Genomic DNA, 19,631 nt, shown 5'->3' with positions numbered 1-19,631 from the left:
ATGCTCCCTGCGAACAACAAGGCGGTCGGCCTGAGCGCCGGTTTTCCGGACGTGTGCCTGTCGCCGGTGCTCGGCCTGTTCCCCTTCCCCAACTTCAGCCCGAACGGGATGAAGTTCCCGTTCTCGTTCAACGTGTGGATCTCGATGGCGGCCGCCCTGCACCAGGGGTCGTTCAGCCCCATGACGGCGGGCGATCAGGCGGGCACGCTGCACCCGACGTTCATGGGGCAAGCGCGGTACACGCTCGGCTATTTCAAGATCCTCATCAACTACCTTCCGGGGACGATGCTGCTGTGCGTGAGGATCGGCAACAACTTCAACTGCATCCTCGGCATCCAGGTGTTGCCGAGCGCGGTGAACGTGTTCTTCGCCTACAACGCGGCGAGCGCAGGCGGCGCCCTGCCCGCCGGCGCCCCGCTCCCGGCGGACGTCGATGCGCTGGTCGCGTCGATCCACCCCTGCGGGGACGCGTCGCGCGTCGTCGATAGCGCCTGGATCGGGCCGGGGATCGGCTACCTGCGCATCCGCCGGTTCTCGCTGGACGTGCCGGCCCGGGTCCACGCGGCGCTCGGCGCGCTCGAGGCGGAGGGGCTGGAGACGCTCGTGCTCGATCTGCGCGACAACCCCGGCGGGGAGCTCACGGCGTTCCGCGAGCTCGCGGGCGACTTCCTGGAGCCGGGGAGCGTCGTCGCGCGGGCGATCGACGCGGACGGCGACGAGGTCGTGTACCGATCGAGCCACCGGAACCCGTGCCGCGCGCCGCTGTGGATCCTGGTGAATCGCGGCACGGCGTCGGCGGCGGAGCTCTTCGCCGGCTGCCTGCAGTGGCACGGGCGGGCGATCGTCGCGGGGGAGCGGACGTACGGCAAGGGGACGGCGCTGAAGGTCGCGGTCGATCCGGCGGAGCGCGCGCCGGTGCTCGCGCCGGCGGCGATGATGGTCCTGCCGGGCGGGGAGGCGATCCACGCGGTCGGCGTCCGGCCGGACGTCGAGCTGGGGAGCGAGGCGACTGCGCCGGACGGGGTGCCGCCGTCATTGGCCCAGCTCTTCGCCCGAGTCACCTCGAATCCGTGAGCCGTCCGAGGCTGTACCCGTTCGAGTCGTAGCTGGCTCCGGCGCTGGTCCGGCGATGAAAGCGATGCCGCAGTTCGCCGGTGTCGGCCGTCATGGCCTCTTCGGCGTCCCGCCGGCCAGGCGCCGCTCGAAGAGCCGCTGCAGCAGGCAGGAGAACAGGAGGAGGAGCCCGACGACGATCTTGGTCCACCAGGAGCTGAGCGTGCCCTCGAACATGATGAGGGTCTGGATCGTGCCGTAGATGAGCACGCCGAACAGGGTCCCGACCACCGTGCCGAAGCCGCCGGTCAGCAGGGTGCCGCCGATGACGACGGCGGCGATGGCGTCCATCTCCATCCCGCCGGCGTGCAGCGCGTAGCCGGACACCATGTAGAACGTGAAGGCGACGCCCGCCAGCGCCGAGCAGAACCCGCTCAAGGTGTAGATGAGCACCTTGGTCCTCGCCACCGGGAGGCCCATGAGCAGGGCGGATTGCTCGTTGCCGCCGATCGCGTAGACCGTGCGGCCGAAGCGCGTGTAGTGCGCGAGGTAGATCGCCGCGGCGAACAGCGCGAGCGCGATGATCACGTTCCACGTGATCGACGTGTCGAACAGGAACGGGATGCGGTGCGACGAGACCGCGACGTAGAAGCCGTCGTGGATGGTGATCGAGTCGATGCTGATGAGGTAACAGAGCCCGCGGGTCAGGAACATGCCCGCCAGCGTGACGATGAAGGGCTGGACCTCGAAGTAGTGGATGACCACCCCCATCACGAGGCCGATGCCCGCGCCCATGGCCAGGACGAGCGGGATGACCGCCGCCGGGCTGACGCCGTGCTTCTCGACGAGCGACGCCGAGACCATCGTGGTCAGCGCGATGACCGAGCCGACCGAGAGGTCGATCCCGCCAGAGAGGATGACGAAGGTCATCCCGACGGCCGCGATCGCCAGGAACGCGTTGTCGATGAAGAAGTTGAGGAACACCTGCAGCGAGAAGAACCCGTCGAACAGGCAAGATCCGGCGCCGAACATGAGCACGAACAGGCCGATGGTGACGGCGAGGGGCAGGTGCCTCGGGTTCAACCGGAGCGACGGCCTGGTCACGGCTGCGGTGTTGCCCGTCACGGCTGCGGTGTCCATCATGGAACGGCCACTCTCCCGGCCCGCTGCCTCCCAAGGAGGCCTCTGACCTTCTGCGATTGCAGGATGCTGACCACGAAGACGACGAGCGCCTTCACCACCAGGTTGACCTCGGGCGGGACGCCGACCGCGTAGATCGTGGTGGTGAGCGTCTGGATGATGAGGGCGCCGACGACGCTCCCCGCCAGCGTGAACTTGCCCCCGCCGAGCGACGTCCCGCCCAGGACCACCGCCAGGATGGCGTCGAGCTCGAAGAGCAGGCCCGCGTTGTTGCCGTCGGCGCTCTTGACGTTCGAGCTCACGATCAGCCCCGCGATGCCGGCGCACAGGCCGCACACCGCGTAACAGGCGAAGGTGATCGAGCGCGCGCGGATCCCGGCGAGCCGCGAGGCGACCGGGCTCATGCCGATCGCCTCGACGAACATGCCGAGCGCGGTCTTGCGGGCCAGGAACCCGAGGACGGCGCCCACGCCCGCCACGATGAACAGCGACGCCGGGACGCCCAGCAAGAAGCCGTTCCCGATGGCATGGTACGGGCTGTAGTAGATCGTGATGATCTGGCCGCCCGTGATGAGCTGGGCGATGCCCCGGCCCGTGACGAGCAGGATCAGGGTCGCGATGATCGGCTGCATGCCGACCATCGACACGAGCGCGCCGTTCCACATGCCGCAGGCCAGCGCCGCGCCCAGCGCGGCGGCGAGGACCAGCGGCAGCGGGACCTGGGTCACGTCCGCCATGCCGGCCCCGCCGCCCAGCGAGAGCTCGCCGCCGATCAGCGCGGCCGCGACCGCGCCCGAGATGGCGACGACCGCGCCGACCGAGATGTCGATCCCGTGGGTGGCGATCACCAGGGTGAGCCCCATGGCGATGATCATGAGCGGCGACGCGCGGTTCAGGATGTCGATGACGCTGCCGTACAGGTGGCCGTCCTTGACCGTGATCGCGAAGAACTGCGGGTTGTTGACGAGGTTGAACAGGAGGAGCAGGCCGAGCATCGCCAGCGGGAAGGAGATGCTCCTCCCGGCGAGCCGGCGCAGGGAAGCCGCCGCCGCGCTCACGCGTGCCCCCCCGCGATGATCTGGTACACCCCCTGCTCGTCGGCGTCGCCCGCGTCGAGCTCCGCCACCTTGCGCCGGTCGCGCAGCACGACGACCCGGTCCGCGTAGCGCAGCGCCTCGGCCATCTCCGAGGAGACGAGCACCACCGCCATGCCCCGATCGCAGAGCTCCATGACCTGGCCCATGATCTCGCCCTTGGCCGCCACGTCGATGCCGCGGGTCGGCTCGTCGAGGATGAGCATGCGCGGATCGGTCGCCAGCCACCGGGCCAGGAGCGCCTTCTGCTGGTTCCCGCCGCTCAGCTTGCAGACGGGCACCTCCGCGTCGGCCGCCGCGATGCCGAGCCGCTCGATGTAGCCGCGGGCGATGCTGTCCTGTCGAGCCCGGGACAGGTTGCGGAACATGCCGCGCTTCGCCTGGAGGGCGAGGACGATGTTCTCGCGCAGCGAGAGGTCGCCGATGATGCCCTCGGACTTCCGGTCCTCGGGGCAGAACGCGAGCCCGTGCGCGATCGCGTCGAGCGGCGAGCGGATGTGCGCCTCGGCGCCGTCGATCTCGATGGTGCCCTGGTCCGCCTGGTCGACCCCGAACAGGAGCCGCGCCGTCTCCGTCTTCCCGGCGCCCAGGAGGCCCGCGAGGGCGAGCTCCTCCCCCGCCCTCACCTCGATGTCGATGTCATGGACCGAGCCCTTCTTGCCGAGGCCGCGCGCCCGCAAGAGCGGCGCATCCCCGCCCGCCGGCCGCTCCGCCCGCGGGCGCTCGGCCCGCGTCGGGCCTTCGTCCTGCACCTCGCGCCCGACCATCCGCGTGATGAGCTGCATCCGCGACAGCTCGGCGGTCGGGTACTCGCCGACCAGCTGCCCGTTCCTCAGCACCGTGATCCGGTCGGAGATCTCGAACAGCTGATCGAGGAAGTGCGAGATGAACAGGATCGCCATCCCCTGCGCCTTGAGGCGCCGGATGATCGAGAACAGCACCCGGACCTCGTCCTCGGCCAGGCTCGACGTCGGCTCGTCGAGGATGAGGATCTTGGCCCTGGCGGTCAGCGAGCGGGCGATCGCGACGATCTGCTGGACGGCCAGCGAGAAGTCGGAGAGCGGCGCGGTGACGTCGATGTGAACGTTCAGATCCTCGAGCGCGGCGGCGGCCCTCCGGTGCATCTCCCCCCACCGGAGGGCGTACGGGCTCGAGCCCTCCCGGCCGAGGCAGATGTTCTCGGCGACCGACAGGTTGGTGCAGAGGTTCACCTCCTGGAACACCGCGCTGATGCCGAGCTTCTGCGCCTCGAGAGGGCTCGTCGGCCTGATCTCCCGGCCTTCGAGGAGGATGTGCCCGCTGTCCGCGGTGTGGACGCCGGTGAGGACCTTGACCAGGGTCGACTTGCCGGCGCCGTTCTGCCCCATGAGGGCGTGCACCTCGCCCGGCAGCAGGCGGAAGTCGACCGACTGGAGCGCCTGCACTCCGGAGAACCGCTTGGAGATCGTCTTCATTTCGAGCATGGGCACGGCCTCGCTCATCATCGCACACCTCCTCCCGGTCTCCGCGCCGAGATCTCCGTCGCGCTCAGTACTTGCGCTTCGGGAACTCCGCGGCGGCGCTCTCCATCGGGAAGACGCCCTCCTCGGTCACGATGCGCTTCGGCAACGTCTTGCCGGCCACGAGGTCGTTCACCGCGCTCATGAGCTGCGGCCCGAGCAGGGGGCTGCACTCGACCGTCACGTTGAGCTTGCCGGCCATCATCGCCTCGAACGCGCCCTTCACCGCGTCGATCGAGATGATCAGGATGTCCTTGCCGGGCTTCATGCCGGCCTCCTCGATGGCCTGGATCGCGCCGATCGCCATGTCGTCGTTGTGGGCGTAGAGGACGTTGATGTTCTTCCCCTCCGCCTTGAGGAACGCCTCCATGACCTCCTTGCCCTTGGCGCGGGTGAAGTCTCCCGTCTGCGAGCGGAGGATCTTGAAGTTCGGCTTGTCCTTGATGATCTCCTCGAACCCCTTCTTGCGGTCGATGGCGGGGGCGGAGCCGACCGTGCCCTGCAGCTCGACGATGTTGACGGTGCCCTGCTGGTCCTTCGTCTTCTCGACCAGCCACTTCGCCGCGCGGCGGCCTTCCTCGACGAAGTCCGACCCCATGAAGGTGACCCAGAGGCTGTCGTCCTTCGTGTCCACGGCGCGATCGGTCAAGATGACCGGGATCTTGGCCGCCTTGGCCTCGCGCAGGACGGGCTCCCAGCCGGTCTCGACCACGGGCGAGAAGGCGATGACGTCCACCTTCTGGGCGATGAACGACCGGATGGCCTTGATCTGGTTCTCCTGCTTCTGCTGCGCGTCGGAGAACTTGAGCTCGATCCCTGCCTCCTTGGCGGCCTCCTCGATCGACTTCGTGTTCGCCGTCCGCCACTCGCTCTCGGCGCCGATCTGCGAGAACCCCAGCGTGATCTTCTTCTTCTCCGACTGACAACCCAACCCACCCAGGATCACCGATAGTCCAGTCAGGACCATCACCGCGACGGCGACAACACGGCTCCTCTTCATGGCGCAGCTCCTTTCCGCTCCATCCTATGCACATCTCGTCCGCGGGACGCTCGCTCTTCCTCGCCCCCCGCGGTGTCCGGCCTTACTTCTGGCCGTAATACGCGCCCTTGCCGTGCTTCCGCTCGAAGTGCTTGCGCACGAGCGCGTCCGGGAGGCGCGCGGCGCCCGGGTGGATGGCGCGGGTGATGAACGCCATCCGCGCGATCTCCTCGAGCACCGCCGCGTTGTACACCGCCTTGTCGGCGTCCTCTCCCCACGCGAAGGGGCCGTGCCCCGCCACCAGCACCATCGGCGTGTGGAGCGGGCTCCGCTCCGCGAAGCACTCGAGGATCTGCCTGCCGGTCTCGGTCTCGTAGTCGCCTTGCACGGCGTCCGGCCGCATCATCGCGGTGCACGGCACGTCCTCGGCCAGGTGATCCGCGTGGGTCGTCCCGTAGATCGGGATCGGCATGCCCGCCTGCGCCCAGCCGGTCGCGTGGGTCGAGTGGGTGTGGACGACGCCGCCCACCCCGCGGAAGTTCGCGTAGAGGACGATGTGCGTCCGGGTATCCGAGGAAGGGCGGAGTCGGCCCTCGACCACCTTTCCCTCGAGATCGACAACCACCATGTCGTCGATCGACAGCCGGTCGTACGGCACGCCGCTCGGCTTGATGGCCAGGACGCCCCGGTCGCGGTCGAACGCCGAGACGTTGCCGAACGTGTAGATCGCGAGCCCTCGGCGCGGGATCTCCAGGTTCGCCGCCCAGGCCCGCTCTCGCAGCTCTCGGTAGGTCGCGCTCACGTCACGTCCCTCAGCGCGTCAGCCGGTAGGAGAGGTCGTTCCAGCGCAGCTCGTTCTTCAGCGCGTGGATCTCGGTCCCGACCCCGATGCGGATCAGCTCCACGCCGGCGATCGACGCGAAGTCCTCCAGGTGCTCCATCGTCACGGCGCGGCTGTGCGCGCAATGATGAGCGCCGCCCGCGAGGATCCAGGCCTCGCACGCGCGCTTGAAGTCCGGCTTCGGGATCCACACCGCGCGCGCCACGGGCAGGTTCGGCATCTCCTCCTCGGGCGGCACCGCCTCGAGCTCGTTCGCGACCATCCGCATGCGGCCGCCCAGATCGATCATGGCCACGTTCACGGCCGGACCGGTCCCGGAGTCGAAGACCAGCCGACACGGGTCCGATTTGCCGCCGATGGAGAGCGGGTGGATCTCCAGCGACGGCCTCCCCGCGGCGATCGTCGGGCAGATCTCGAGCATGTGGGCGCCGAGGACCCGCTCCTTCCCGTCGACGAGGTGATAGGTGTAGTCCTCCATGAACGAGACGCCGCCGCGCAGCCCGGTCGCCATGACCTTCAGCGCGCGGACGAGGCCGCACGACTTCCAGTCGCCCTCGGCGCCGAAGCCGTAGCCATCGGCCATGAGCCGCTGCACCGCGAGGCCGGGGAGCTGCTTGAGCCCGTGCAGGTCCTCGAAGGTCGTCGTGAACCCGCCGAAGCCGCCCTCCTTCAGGAAGGTGCGCAGCGCCGCCTCCTGCCTCGCCGCGTAGCGCAGATCGTTGCGGCGCGCGCCGCCCTTCCTCAGGGCGGGAGCGACCGAGTACGCCTCGTCGTACTCCGCCACCAGCCGATCGACCTCGGCCTCGTCCACGTCCGCGATCCGCCCGACGAGCTCGCCCACGCCGTAGCCGTTCACCGCCCACCCCAGCTTGACCTGCGCCTCGACGCGGTCCCCGCCGGTGACGGCCACCTCGCGCATGTTCATGCCGCCGAAGCGGGCGATCTTGAGCCGCCGCGCGTCCAGCATCGCGCAGGCCGCGCGCGCCCAGACGTCGAGCCTGGCGAGCACGTCCTCGTCCTTCCAGTGCCCGACCACGACCTTCCGCTCGATGCGCAGGCGCGCGCCGATGTACCCGAACTCGCGGTCCCCGTGGGCGGACTGGTGCAGGTTCATGAAGTCCATGTCGATGCTGCCCCAGGGGAGCTCGCGCCCGTGCTGCGTGTGCAGGTGAGCGATCGGCTTCTCCAGCCGCGTGAGCCCCGCGATCCACATCTTCGCGGGCGAGAACGTGTGCATCCACGTGATCACGCCGGCGCACCGCGGCGTCGCGTTCGCCTCGCGGCACACGGCGAGGATCGCCTCGGGGCTCTTCAGCGTCGGCTTCCAGACGACCTTGACCGGGAGCTTGCCCGAGGCGTCCAGGTACCCGGCGATCTCCCGCGCGTGCTCGGCGACCTGCTTCAGCGTCTCCTCGCCGTAGAGGTCCTGGCTGCCGGTCAAGAACCAGACTTCGAAGCTCTCCCGAAGATCCTGCATCGCGATACCGCTCATTGCGTCAGCTCCTCTTCCACGAACGATCCGAGCTCGACATAATCCCTGTACAGCGCGTCATAGAGCCTGGCGCGCGCGGGATCCGGTCGATAACGGGCCTCGGTCCCGGAGGACATCGCGCGTTGCGCGTCCTCGATCGTGGCGTGCAGGCCCGCCGCCGTCGCGGCGAACATCGCCGCTCCCAGGGCGACCGGCTGCTCGCCGGCGCGGACCTCGACGGTCATGTCGAGCACGTCCGCGAGGACCTGCATGGTCAAGGGGCTCTTGCGCGCGACCCCTCCGATACCGATGATGCCGTCGATGCGGATCCCCTGCGCGCGGAAGCGCTCGACGATGGCGCGCGAGCCGAAGGCGATCGCCTCGACCAGCGCGCGGTAGATCCGCGGCGCGTCGGTGCCCAGATCCAGGCGGGCGATCGCCCCCTGGAGCCGCTGGTCCGCGTCCGGCGTCCGCCGCCCGTTGAACCAGTCGAGCGCGACGACGGAGCTCCGCGACGGCGGGATCTCCGCGGCGGCCTTGTCCAGCTCGGGGATGATCCGGTCCATGATCGCGTCGGCGAGCGCCGCCCGGCGCGGATCGCCGGCCCCCGGGGCGTCCGGCTGGATCGCGAGGAGCGGCCAGCTGAGCAGCTGCTTGAACCACGCGAAGACGTCGCCGAAGGCGGACTGCCCTGCCTCGTAGCCGATCGCGCCGGGGAGGATCGAGCCGTCCACCTGGCCGCAGATCCCGGCGACAAGGACCTCGGGCGCGTCCGTCTTCGGGGCGACGAGCATATCGCACGTGCTCGTGCCCATGACCTTGAGCAGGTGGTGAGGCTGGATGTCGCCGCCCACCGCGCCCATGTGCGCGTCGAAGGCGCCGACGCCCACGACGACGTCCGCCGGGATGCCGAGCGTCGCGGCCCACGCGGGCGAGATCGTCCCGAAGGGCGCGTCCGCGGTGAAGGTGCGCGAGCCGAGGGTGGCCCTGAGCGCGGGCAAGCGCGGGCTCAGCCTCGCCAGGAAATCGCTCGACGGATACCCGTCGAACTCCGGGTGCCACATGGCCTTGTGGCCCGCGGCGCAGCGGCTCCGCCGGATCCGCCCGAGATCCTCGGTGCCGGTGAGGACCGCGGGGATCCAGTCGCAGTGCTCGAGGATGGTGACCGCCGCGCGCGCCACCGCCGGGTTGCTCTCGACGACGTGGAGCGCCTTGGCCCAGAACCACTCGGAGGAGTAGACGCCCCCCGAGAACTTCGTGTAATCCGGGCCGCCCCAGGTGCGGGCGAGCTCGTTGATCCGCGCCGCCTCGGCCACGGCGGTGTGGTCCTTCCAGAGGATGAACATCGCGTCCGGATCCTCCTCGAAGCCAGGGAGCAGCGAGAGCGGCCTGCCCTTCGCGTCGGCCAGGACCGGCGTGGAGCCGGTGGTGTCGACCGAGATCCCGCGCACGCGCGCGGCCACGTCGCCGCCCGCCTGCTCCAGGGCCGATCGGATCGACGACTCCATCGCAGCCAGGTAGTCGAGCGGATGCTGGCGGAACCGGTGCTCGCGCGGGTCGCAGTAGCGACCTTGCGCCCAGCGCGGGTAAGGCGCGACCGCTGCCCCCGCGAGCGCGCCGTCGCGCGCGTCCACGACGACCGAACGGACGGAGTCGGTGCCGAAATCGATCCCGATGACGAACGTCCCAGTGCTCATGGCGACCTGCTCATGGCGAAGCCGAAGTGATGATGTTTCAATGTGAACGTTAACATCTTCGGTGTCAACAACAATCGCCGAGCCGCTTCTGCGCGGCGGCTCGGGTCCCGGCGCGGGCGAGCTCGTCTGGCCGGCGCGTCGAGCGCGGCGCAGCGATCACTGGAACTGGAAATAATCCAGGTTGAACAGCGGATCCGACCCGCTGCCGGTGAAGCGTAGACAGATATCGTGGACTCCTGGCGGAACCTGAGCCGCGCACTCGACATCCTTCCACGCCTGCCAGCCTCCCGTGGGGCTGACCGTGCACACGCCGATGCGCTCGCCGGGGGTGTCGGTGAACCCCTCGCAGCCGCCCAGCAGCACCTCGATCGAGCCGCCAGCGGTCGAGCCCGACGCTACGCGCGCATGGAAGGTCTCCGCGCCGCGGCCGAAGTCGAGCTGCGAGTACCCGATCCAGTCCTTGTCGTTGATCCAGGCCACGGCGACCCCGGCCCGCGCGCCGCCCTCTTCCACGACGTCGACCTCGATGCCGCGCTGAGCGGCCATGGTCTCCGCTTCCATGCGGGCGCGCGCGTTGACGCTCTTCAGCTGAGCCACCCTGCCCTTCGTGGCGGAGACCTGGACGATCTTGCCTTGCGCGTCGTACGTCAGGTTGTCGACCGTGATGCTGCGCTGGTAGTTCGAGAAGCCGTCGCGCTTCGCGAGCACGCGGTTGTGGAAGAAGATGTACCAGTTGCCCTGGTACTCGACGATCGAGTGGTGGTTGTTATCGCCGTTGTTGTCGGCCGGGCTCGGCAGGATGGTCCCTGCGTAGGTGAAGCCGGTCATTGGGTTGTCGCTCATCATGTAATCGATGTACGCCGCGTGGCCCGTGAAGTCGGTCGAGTACGAGAAGTAGTATTTCCCGTCGCGCTTGTGCATGAACGACGCCTCGAAGAAGGCCGGCGCCCGGATGGTCGTCGCCGACGCGTCCGCGAGGCTGATCATGTCCCGGCCGAGGCGCATGACGCGCGCGTTGTCGCCGGTGCCGGTCGGACCTCCGCCGAAATAGAGGTACGCCTGGCCGTCATCGTCGATGAAGCACGTGGGGTCGAAGAGCCAGTCCACGTCCCCGACGCCCGGCGTGCTCCGCGAGATGAGCGGCTTGCCCAGCGCCTCCTTGAACGGGCCCCCCGGCTTGTCGGAGACCGCGACCCCGATCCCGCTCCCCGAATCCGGGAAGTACAGATAGTATTTTCCGTTAGCCTCGCTGTAGCAGCAGTCCGGGGCGTACAGGTACCTGGCCCACGTGTCCTTCGCGGCCAGCGCGACCCCGTGATCCTGCCAGTTCACGAGGTCGTCCGACGAGAAGACGTGGTAGTCGACCATCGAGTAGCCCGACTGATCGTCCGGGTCGTGGGACGCGTAGATGTACACGCGCCCTTCGAACACGTGCGCCGATGGATCCGCCGTGAAGATGTGGCTCACGATGGGGTTCCGGGCGTACCCGTTCGCCACGCCGGGGGGATCTCCGCCGCCGACGCCGCCGCCGCCGGTCGCATCGGCCCCGCCCGTCGTCGCGCCCCCGCCGGCGCCGCCTGTCGTGGAGACGGCGGCGCTGACCGTCGAGGCGCCGCCGGTGCTGACGGTCGTGCCCTCCGCGGAGCCGCCCTGACCTCCTCCCGTCGAGGTCCCCGGGGTGTCGAGGGGTCCGGCGCAGCTCGGCGCCGAGAGGGCAGCTGCAAGCATCAGCGAAGAACGAGCGAGTCTCCTCATGGTCATCGTGGCTCCTGGTCCGCGCCTCGCCCGCCCCTCCCGCGCTCGGCTGGGCTGCGCCCGCGACGACGACCAGACGGCATCGGTGCCGGGACGGGCCCAGCAGCGACGGTCCCGGCGCGCATGACGGCCCGATCGGGGCAAAGCCGAAGGATGAGGCTCCATTGTGAACGTTCACATGGCCGAAGTCAACCCCGATCCGGCCCGCCGCTGCCGAGGCCGGGGGGGCAGGCGGCGGCTGGCGCATCGCCCCTGGAGCGGCGCGTCAAGCGGACGAGCGCCGGGCCACGGTCATGTTCGATGTGGATTCCAATCCGCCCGTTCACGACTAAGCTCCGGCCCCCATGGCTGAGAACTCCCCTCCAGAGCGGCGCGTCAAGCGAGGCGGGCGCCGCGCCGCGGTCATGGTCGATGTGGCCAAGCTCGCCGGCGTCTCGCACCAGACCGTCTCGCGGGTCCTGCACGACAGCCCCCACGTGCACCGCGAGACGCGGGAGCGCGTGCTCGAAGCGATCCGCCAGCTCGACTACCGCCCGAGCTCCGTGGCGCAGGCGCTCGTCACCGGGCGCTCGCGGACGCTGGGCGTGGTCAGCTTCGACACGACGCTCTACGGGCCGGCGTCGACGCTCCTCGGGCTCGAGGAGGCGGCGCACGACGCCGGGTACGGCGTCAGCATCGCCAGCGTCAAGTCCCTCAGCCGCGCGTCGGTGGTGGAAGCGGTGAAGCGGCTGTGCGACCAGGGCGCCGACGGCGTCGTGGTCATCGCCCCGCAGCGGTCGGCGGTGGACGCGCTCCGCCACATCACCTCCGACGTGCCGGTGGTCGCCGTCGAGGGCGGGCCGGACGACTCGATCCCGGTGGTCGCCGTCGACCAGCACGGCGGCGCGGCGGCCGCGACCCGCCACCTCCTCGACCTGGGCCACCGGACGGTGTGGCACGTCGCCGGTCCGCCCGACTGGCTCGAGGCCGACCAGCGCGTCGACGGCTGGCGTTCGACGCTGGTCGCCGCCGGCGTCGAGCGGACCCCTCTCCTGCGCGGCGACTGGAGCGCCCGCTCGGGGTACGAGCTCGGCCCGCAGCTGGTGCGCACGCCGGGCGTCACCGCCGTGTTCGTGGCCAACGACCAGATGGCGCTCGGCCTGCTCCGGTTTCTCCACGAGGTCGGGCGCGACGTGCCGAAGGACATCAGCATCGTCGGCTTCGACGACATCCCGGAGGCGGCCTACTTCACGCCGCCGCTCACCACCGTGAACCAGGATTTTTCCGCGCTCGGGAGAAGGTGCCTCCACCTCTTGCTCGGTCAGATCGAGAGCGGCCAGCGCTCCTATGCGCACGTCGTTGTCGAGACAAAGCTGGTCGTGCGCAAGAGCACGGCCGCGGCCCCCCGGGACCGCTGAGCGCGTACGGGCCTCCAGCGTAGGCCCGCCGGCCCGGCCCCCCACCGGGTCCGAGGGCGGACGCGCCGTCATTTTTGTTTGACATCGCCCATGTGAACGTTCACATTCCCTCCAGGGGTATTCTTTCGCTTTGCCCCGGAGGAGGCTGCCGTGCGAACCCGGGCCCTCCGTCCTTGGGATCGGGATCGATCTGCGCGCCGACGCCGCTCGCACGGTCGTCGTGCAAACGATCGCTGACAGTGATCGACGTTCTGCCCAGGTCACGCCGGGCGAGGTGCGGTTCGAGGTGCGAGCAGCAGCGCTGAGGCATGATCGCCCGATGTGGGCTGCCGTGCGTCGTCACTCCCTTACGTTTTCGGAGAGCAAGATGAAGAAGCCGTGCTGGCACGAGCTCCGTACTTCGAGAGAGATCGCCGCTGTGTGCACGCTCGCGTTCGCGGCCGCGTGCACGGGCACGCTGGGTGATTCGGCGGACGGCGATGATGCCCCCCCCGCCGGAAGCGATGGACCGTCGACGGGCTCGACCCCTCCGAAGTTCCAGCCCGCGGCCGGGATGCTGCGCCGTTTGACGAGAACGCAGTTCCGCAACGCGGTGCGCGACGTGTTCGAGGTGGAGGTCGATGTCAATAAGCTCGACGCCGACAGCTGGAACGGGAATTTTGCGGTCATCGGCGCAGCGACCGTCGTGACCTCTGAACGAGGCGTCGAGCAGTACCACACGGCCATCGAGGACGCCGTGAACACGGTGTTCGCGGATTCCGCGAAGCGGGACCGGTTCATCGGCTGCGCGCCCAGCGGCGCGCGGGACGACGCTTGCGTGCGCGGTTTCATCGAGACGCTGGGGCTCCGAGCGTGGCGCCGCCCGCTCGAGGCCGCGGAGGTCGACCGGCTCGCGGGGGTCGCCGCGACGGCCGCGACCGAGCTCGGCAGCGCCGTCGAGGGTGCCCGCTGGGCGACGGTCGCCCTCTTCACGTCGCCGAACTTCCTGTATCGCCCGGAGCTCGGAGCGCCGAGCGCCAACGGGTCGCTCCGCTTGACGGGCTACGAGATGGCCTCCCGGCTCGCGTTCCTGGTGTGGAACAGCCTGCCGGACAAGGAGCTGCTCGACCAGGCCGCCAGCGGCGTCCTCGAGACGGTGGAGGGGGTCCGTGAGGCGGCGACGCGGCTGCTCGACGCGCCCGCCGGACGCGAGGCCGTCGGCGCTTTCGCCGAGGAGTACATGCGGCTCGAACGAATCGGCACGCAGGCCAAGGACACGGCGCTATTCCCGGAGTACGGCCACGCGCTGCAAGAGGCGATGGTCCGCGACATGCGAGGTACCTGGGAGGTCCTCGCGTTCGACGATCAGGCGAGCGCGCTCGACCTGTTCTCGACCACGAAGGTCGTCGTCAACACGGAGCTCGCCCAGCTCTACGGCCTCGACACGACCGGCCTCAGCGCGAACAGCTTCGAGGTCCGCTCGTTGCCGGCGGACGGCCCGCGCCTCGGGATCCTCAGCAAGGCGGGCTTCCTCTCGCAGTTCGCGAACCAGAAAGAGGGCTCCCCCACCCTGCGCGGCAGGTTCATGAGCGAGGCCCTTTTGTGCAAGACCATCCCGTTGCCCCCCGGCGACATCAACATCGTGCTCCCGGAGCCGTCTGCGGATAAGCCCCTCACCAAACGTCAGCGGCTCGAGCTCCACCGGACCGACCCCACCTGCGCCGGCTGCCACGCGTACATGGACCCCTTGGCCCTGCCGCTCGAGAACTTCGACGCGATCGGCCGCTACCGCACGACCGACCACGGCCTGCCGATCGACCCGAGCGGCGCGTTCGACAAGCAGCCGGTCGCCGACGCGCGCGAGCTCGGCGAGGCCATCGGCGCCAACGACAAGGTCGCGCAATGCCTCGTCCGCAAGTACTACTCGTATGCGGCGGGGCACGAAGAGCGGGACGTCGACGGCAGCGTCGTCAACGAGCTGACCACCTCGTTCGAGGCGTCGGGGTTCCAGCTGCGCGAGCTGGTCATCGACGTCGTGACGAACAAAGCCTTCTCGTCCGTCGCCCCCCAACCCTAATCGCACGGTGTTCCCCATGACGACCAAAGCTCTGAATCGACGAGCGGTACTCCGGGGCATGCTGGCGACGGGCGCCGCCGTCACCATCCCGCTCCCCCTGCTGGAGATCATGCTGAACCAGAGCGGCACGGCGTACGCTCAATCGAATACCCCGGTCTCGCCGCTCTACGTCACCTGGTTCTTCGGGAACGGCACGCTGCCCGGCCGCTGGAAGCCGGCGCGCACGGGCTCCGGCTCGGCCTGGGAGCTCAGCCCAGAGCTCCAGCCGCTCGCGGGCGTCAAGTCGCACCTCACGGTGATCAGCGGCCTCGAGAACAAGCTCGTCGTGTCCGGCCTCGAGCACCCCTCGGGGTCGGCGGGGGCCACGACCGGCGCGCCGCTCGGCGGTAACGCCGTGCGGGCCGCCTCCATCGACCAGATCGTCGCGGACTCCATCTCGGCGGGGGCGCCGTACCGCTCTCTCGAGGTGGGCGTGACGCCGGCGACGCCGAACGGCCCTCAGGACTCGCTGCACACGGTCTCGCACCGGGGGCCGAACTCGCGCAACAACCCGGAGTTCGACCCGAAGGCCGTGTTCAACCGGTTGTTCATGGGCACATCGCCCGCGCCCACCGACCCGCGAGCGGAGCAGGCCGCGAAGCTCGCGAGGGTCCGGAAGAGCGTGCTCGACTCCGTCCTGGACGACGGCGCGAGCCTGCAGCAGCGGCTCGGGGCGGCCGACAGGCAACGCGTGGAGCAGCACCTCGAGTCGATCCGCGCCATCGAGCGGCGCCTCGAGACCACGGCCCCCGGCGACGGCACGCCGACGGCGTGCAGCAGCCCGGCGGCCCCCGCCGTCGGCAAGGATATGCAGAGCGAAGCCCCCCCGGCGGTCAACACCGCCATGGTCGAGCTCTCGGCGCTCGCGCTCGCCTGCGAGAGGACCCGCGTGCTCTCGTTCATGTTCTCGCTGCCCGCCGCGCACGTCTACTACCGGCACCTCGCGCAGGACATGAACGACGACTTCCACGACACCATCTGTCACGGGGATCCCGGCGATCAATCGAGCCAGCCTCGCGTCGACAAGGGCGTGATTTACACGATGCGCTGCCTGAACGAGTTCTTGACGAAGCTCAAGAACACGCCGCACGGCAGCTCGAACCTGCTCGACAGCTCGCTCGTGTTCGTCACGTCCGACACCGCCTGGGGCAAGGTGCACGAGAGGACGGAATGGCCGGTGCTCTTCGCGGGGAAAGCCGGGGGGCGGCTGCGCGGCGACGAGCACCACAACTTCCCCGGCGACAACCTGAGCAAGGCGCTCCTGACGGTGGCCCAGATCACGGGCTCGAAGGCGACCGAGTTCGGCCTCGACGCGGGGCGGGTCACGTCACCGCTCCAAGGCATCCAGGTCTGAGCGCGGCGCAGCTCGGAGCGGGCGCTCCGTCCGCGCTCGCCAACACGTCACCCCTCATCGCACGGTATTCCCCATGACGATCAAAGCTTTGAACCGACGAACGGTACTCCGGGGCATGCTGGCGACGGGCGCCGCCGTCACCATCCCGCTCCCTCTGCTGGAGATCATGCTGAACCAGAGCGGCACGGCGTACGCTCAGTCGAACGCCCCGGTCTCGCCGCTCTACGTCACCTGGTTCTTCGGGAACGGCACGCTGCCCGGCCGCTGGAAGCCGGCGCGCACGGGCTCCGGCTCGGCCTGGGAGCTCAGCCCAGAGCTCCAGCCGCTCGCGGGCGTCAAGTCGCACCTCACGGTGATCAGCGGCCTCGAGAACAAGCTCGTCGTGTCCGGCCTCGAGCACCCCACGGGGTCGGCGGGGGCCACGACCGGCGCGCCGCTCGGCGGCAACGCCGTGCGGGCCGCGTCCATCGACCAGATCGTCGCGGATATCATCTCGGCGGGGGCGCCGTACCGCTCTCTCGAGGTGGGATTGACGCCCGCGACGCCGGGAGGCCCTCAGGACTCGCTGCACACGGTCTCGCACCGGGGGCCGAACTCGCGCAACAACCCGGAGTTCGACCCGAAGGCCGTGTTCAACCGGTTGTTCATGGGCACATCGCCCGCGCCCACCGACCCGCGAGCGGAGCAGGCCGCGAAGCTCGCGAGGGTCCGGAAGAGCGTGCTCGACTCCGTCCTGGAAGACGGCGCGAGCCTGCAGCAGCGGCTCGGGGCGGCCGACAGGCAACGCGTGGAGCAGCACCTCGAGTCGATCCGCGCCATCGAGCGGCGCCTCGATACCGCGACCCCCGGCGACGGCACGCCGGCGGCGTGCAGCAGCCCGGCGGCCCCCGCCGTCGGCAAGGACGTGCAGAGCGAAGCGCCCCCGGCGGTGAACACCGCCATGGTCGAGCTCTCGGCGCTCGCGCTCGCCTGCGAGAGGACCCGCGTGCTCTCGTTCATGTTCTCGCTGCCCGCCGCGCACGTCTACTACCGGCACCTCGCGCAGGACATGAACGACGACTTCCACGACACCATCTGTCACGGGGATCCCGGCGATCAATCGAGCCAGCCCCGCGTCGACAAGGGCGTGATTTACACGATGCGCTGCCTGAACGAGTTCTTGACGAAGCTCAAGAACACGCCGCACGGCAGCTCGAATTTGCTCGACAGCTCGCTCGTGTTCGTCACGTCCGACACCGCCTGGGGCAAGACGCACTCGAGGACGGAATGGCCGGTGCTCTTCGCGGGCAAAGCCGGAGGGCGGCTGCGCGGCGACGAGCACCACAACTTCCCCGGCGACAACCTGAGCAAGGCGCTCCTGACGGTCGCCCAGCTCATGGGCTCGAAGGCGACCGAGTTCGGCCTCGACGCGGGGCGGGTCACGTCGCCGCTCCAAGGCATCCAGGGCTGAGCGCGGCGCAGCTCGGAGCGGGCGCTCCGTCCGCGCGCGGCCGCAGGGCCGGGCACGGCCGGCCAGCGCCGGCGGCGCCGGCTCGGTCGCTCAACGGGCGGCGCGCGGGCGCTCCTTGCGCCGGAGCGCGTGGGCGATGCCGCTCTGCAAGCTGCTCAGCGTGACGATGCCGGAGAGGTCCGCGCCGAGCTCGATCAGGGCCCTCGCCACCTCCGGGCGGATGCCCGTGAGCACCACGCGCGTGCCGAGCATCTGGGCGGCGCGCGCGGTCCGCGTCAGCGCGCCGGCGACGAGCGCGTCGACGGCGCGCACGCCGGTGATGTCCAGGAGCGCGGTGTGGGCGCGCTGGCTGCTGATCCCGGCGAGCAGCGTCTCCATGACCTGCCCCGCGCGCGCGCTGTCGAGCGTTCCGACGAGCGGCATGGCCACGACGCCGTCGGCGAGCGGGATGAGCGGCGTCGACAGCTCCCGGAGCGCCTCCTGCTGTGCGGCGATGATCTGCTCCTGCAACGCGGCCCGCTCGGCCTGGGCGCGCCTCAGGTCGGTGTCCTCTCTCACGACGCCGCCGACGCCGACCAGCTCGCCGCGCTCGTTGTGAATCGGGAACTTGACCGTGAAGAAGTAGTAATTCTGACTGCCGTAGTCCAGCACCTCTTCGTACCGCAACGGCCGGCCGCTCGCGAGCACCTCCCGTTCCTTCGCCACGATCGCGTCGGCGACGCCGGGCGGCGTGGCGCCGAACTCATGCTCGTCCTTGCCGAGGAACTCGATGGCGTGCCGCCCGAGCGCGCGCGCATAATGGCGGTTCACGAACACGTATCGCCCCTCCGCGTCCTTGATGAACATGACGTTCGGCGAGTTGTCCACGAGCTGCAGGAGGAGCTGGTAACGCTCGTGCACCAGGCGCTCTCTCCGCCGCGGATCGTCGCCGCCGTCCACGATGGCCGCGATCTCTCGGGCGCCGCCTCGCTCGTCGCGCAGCACGGCGTAGGTCCACCGGCAGGTGATCGCGTTTCCCTCTCTCGTCCTGCCCGCGCTCGTGGTCGTGGCGAAGAGGCTCTCGCCAGGGTCGTGGTTGAACGCCTGCGCCGCCTCGGGCGACACCGGATCCGCGGCCACGAGGTCGGAGAGGCGGCGGCCCACGGCCTCGCCCTCGCTCCACCCGAAGAGGGCCCCGGCGCCGTCGTTCCAGCGCGTCACCGTGCCATCCAGGCGCCAGTGGATCAGCGCCGGCACCTGCGTGGCGCCCCGCGCGAACGGCGCATCGAGGTACGCCGCTGCCGCGCTGACCAGCCCTCTCTCGCGCTCGAGCGCACCGCGGAGCGTGGCCAGCTCCTTCTCCAGCTCTTCGACGCGCGCGCGCAGCGCCGCGCTCTCCGCCTTGTGGTCGATGTCGCCATCGATGCGCGCGGACACCCCACCCGGCGCGGGGATCCCGTCGAGCTGGCGATGCCCGCCCGCCGAGCTCCCTGCTCCCGAGCCGCGGTCTACTCCGGATCTCCCGTGCGCGTGTGCGCGTCCGCTCGGTCCCGACGTGCTCTCGCTCCTGTCGCGGCTCATGCTCGCCCCCTCCGCGCGCTGCTCCGAAAGCGCGTCGTCCATAGTGTAACGAACTTGTAAGTAGAGATCCCACCGAAAATCCGACCGAGCACCGCCCCGCGGGCAGCGGGCGCGCCGGTCGATCGGTGTTGACACCGACAATGTTAACGTTAACAATCTACCAGAACGGCATCTCTTGCTTCGCCCTGGGTGCGCCGCCCGTCTCCGGCACACGCGTCACAGAGCGGCGGTCACCCGCACAGGAGA

The 19,631-nt window shown here is 69.8% G+C and carries 14 protein-coding genes; 5 read left to right on the top strand and 9 right to left on the bottom strand.

All coding sequences use genetic code 11. The features are described from left to right. Positions 1 to 1,074 carry a S41 family peptidase gene (locus NQZ70_RS12150; protein WP_129574364.1) on the top strand — a complete coding sequence of 358 codons (1,074 nt, stop codon included), beginning with the start codon at positions 1 to 3 and terminating at the stop codon, positions 1,072 to 1,074. Between the two features lie 90 nt (positions 1,075 to 1,164). Here NQZ70_RS12150 and yjfF read toward each other — a convergent pair whose 3' ends face one another. From yjfF to NQZ70_RS12110, 8 genes are all read right to left on the bottom strand, one after another. Next, on the bottom strand, positions 1,165 to 2,193 hold the full coding sequence (gene yjfF, locus NQZ70_RS12145) for a galactofuranose ABC transporter, permease protein YjfF (RefSeq protein WP_129581307.1): 1,029 nt from the start codon (positions 2,191 to 2,193) through the stop codon (positions 1,165 to 1,167). Next, the gene (locus tag NQZ70_RS12140) at positions 2,193 to 3,251 is read right to left on the bottom strand and encodes an ABC transporter permease (RefSeq protein WP_129574363.1); all 1,059 of its coding nucleotides are present in this window, start codon (positions 3,249 to 3,251) and stop codon (positions 2,193 to 2,195) included. Before NQZ70_RS12140 ends, yjfF begins: the two co-directional genes overlap by 1 nt. Continuing rightward, positions 3,248 to 4,771, bottom strand: a complete 1,524-nt coding sequence (locus tag NQZ70_RS12135; RefSeq protein WP_129574362.1) for a sugar ABC transporter ATP-binding protein — start codon at positions 4,769 to 4,771, stop codon at positions 3,248 to 3,250. Before NQZ70_RS12135 ends, NQZ70_RS12140 begins: the two co-directional genes overlap by 4 nt. Before the next feature lie 43 nt (positions 4,772 to 4,814). Further along, entirely contained in the window at positions 4,815 to 5,753 is a 939-nt protein-coding gene (locus NQZ70_RS12130) for an ABC transporter substrate-binding protein (RefSeq protein WP_408022428.1), read from the bottom strand. A gap of 115 nt (positions 5,754 to 5,868) precedes the next feature. After that, positions 5,869 to 6,567, bottom strand: a complete 699-nt coding sequence (locus NQZ70_RS12125; protein ID WP_129574360.1) for an L-ribulose-5-phosphate 4-epimerase — start codon at positions 6,565 to 6,567, stop codon at positions 5,869 to 5,871. A gap of 10 nt (positions 6,568 to 6,577) precedes the next feature. Continuing rightward, positions 6,578 to 8,098 (bottom strand): L-arabinose isomerase, encoded by a 1,521-nt coding sequence (gene araA, locus NQZ70_RS12120; RefSeq protein WP_237245252.1) that lies wholly within the window; start codon positions 8,096 to 8,098, stop codon positions 6,578 to 6,580. Next, positions 8,095 to 9,774, bottom strand: a complete 1,680-nt coding sequence (locus tag NQZ70_RS12115) for a ribulokinase (protein WP_129574359.1) — start codon at positions 9,772 to 9,774, stop codon at positions 8,095 to 8,097. Before NQZ70_RS12115 ends, araA begins: the two co-directional genes overlap by 4 nt. A gap of 156 nt (positions 9,775 to 9,930) precedes the next feature. Beyond that, entirely contained in the window at positions 9,931 to 11,535 is a 1,605-nt protein-coding gene (locus NQZ70_RS12110) for a glycoside hydrolase family 43 protein (RefSeq protein WP_165373919.1), read from the bottom strand. Between the two features lie 338 nt (positions 11,536 to 11,873). Between NQZ70_RS12110 and NQZ70_RS12105 the strand changes: the two genes are divergently transcribed. From NQZ70_RS12105 to NQZ70_RS12090, 4 genes are all read left to right on the top strand, one after another. Continuing rightward, the gene (locus tag NQZ70_RS12105; protein WP_129574356.1) at positions 11,874 to 12,926 is read left to right on the top strand and encodes a LacI family DNA-binding transcriptional regulator; all 1,053 of its coding nucleotides are present in this window, start codon (positions 11,874 to 11,876) and stop codon (positions 12,924 to 12,926) included. 565 nt (positions 12,927 to 13,491) lie between these two features. Continuing rightward, entirely contained in the window at positions 13,492 to 14,982 is a 1,491-nt protein-coding gene (locus NQZ70_RS12100; protein WP_272828255.1) for a DUF1592 domain-containing protein, read from the top strand. A 16-nt stretch (positions 14,983 to 14,998) separates the two neighbouring features. Next, positions 14,999 to 16,375, top strand: coding sequence for a DUF1552 domain-containing protein (locus tag NQZ70_RS12095; RefSeq protein ID WP_237245251.1), 1,377 nt, complete (start codon positions 14,999 to 15,001; stop codon positions 16,373 to 16,375). Positions 16,376 to 16,463: 88 nt separating this feature from the next. Next, positions 16,464 to 17,825 (top strand): DUF1552 domain-containing protein, encoded by a 1,362-nt coding sequence (locus NQZ70_RS12090; RefSeq protein WP_237245250.1) that lies wholly within the window; start codon positions 16,464 to 16,466, stop codon positions 17,823 to 17,825. 90 nt (positions 17,826 to 17,915) lie between these two features. Here the strand turns inward: NQZ70_RS12090 and NQZ70_RS12085 are convergent, their stop codons facing one another. Then, positions 17,916 to 19,241, bottom strand: a complete 1,326-nt coding sequence (locus NQZ70_RS12085; RefSeq protein WP_324293049.1) for a PAS domain-containing protein — start codon at positions 19,239 to 19,241, stop codon at positions 17,916 to 17,918. Positions 19,242 to 19,631: the final 390 nt, after the last annotated feature.

It is taken from the genome of Sorangium sp. So ce836 (assembly GCF_028553905.1).
Classification (GTDB): domain Bacteria; phylum Myxococcota_A; class Polyangia; order Polyangiales; family Polyangiaceae; genus Sorangium; species Sorangium cellulosum_D.
This window is presented reverse-complemented; position numbering and strand designations above follow the sequence as displayed.

Excerpts from the sequence above, each read along its gene's own strand:
- NQZ70_RS12135 (WP_129574362.1), bottom strand. The coding sequence starts at position 4,771 with ATGATGAGCGAGGCCGTGCCCATGCTCGAAATGAAGACGATCTCCAAG.
- NQZ70_RS12110 (WP_165373919.1), bottom strand. The coding sequence starts at position 11,535 with ATGACCATGAGGAGACTCGCTCGTTCTTCGCTGATGCTTGCAGCTGCC.
- NQZ70_RS12105 (WP_129574356.1), top strand. The coding sequence starts at position 11,874 with ATGGCTGAGAACTCCCCTCCAGAGCGGCGCGTCAAGCGAGGCGGGCGC.
- NQZ70_RS12150 (WP_129574364.1), top strand. The coding sequence starts at position 1 with ATGCTCCCTGCGAACAACAAGGCGGTCGGCCTGAGCGCCGGTTTTCCG.
- NQZ70_RS12095 (WP_237245251.1), top strand. The coding sequence starts at position 14,999 with ATGACGACCAAAGCTCTGAATCGACGAGCGGTACTCCGGGGCATGCTG.
- NQZ70_RS12130 (WP_408022428.1), bottom strand. The coding sequence starts at position 5,753 with ATGGTCCTGACTGGACTATCGGTGATCCTGGGTGGGTTGGGTTGTCAG.
- yjfF (WP_129581307.1), bottom strand. The coding sequence starts at position 2,193 with ATGGACACCGCAGCCGTGACGGGCAACACCGCAGCCGTGACCAGGCCG.
- NQZ70_RS12115 (WP_129574359.1), bottom strand. The coding sequence starts at position 9,774 with ATGAGCACTGGGACGTTCGTCATCGGGATCGATTTCGGCACCGACTCC.
- araA (WP_237245252.1), bottom strand. The coding sequence starts at position 8,098 with ATGAGCGGTATCGCGATGCAGGATCTTCGGGAGAGCTTCGAAGTCTGG.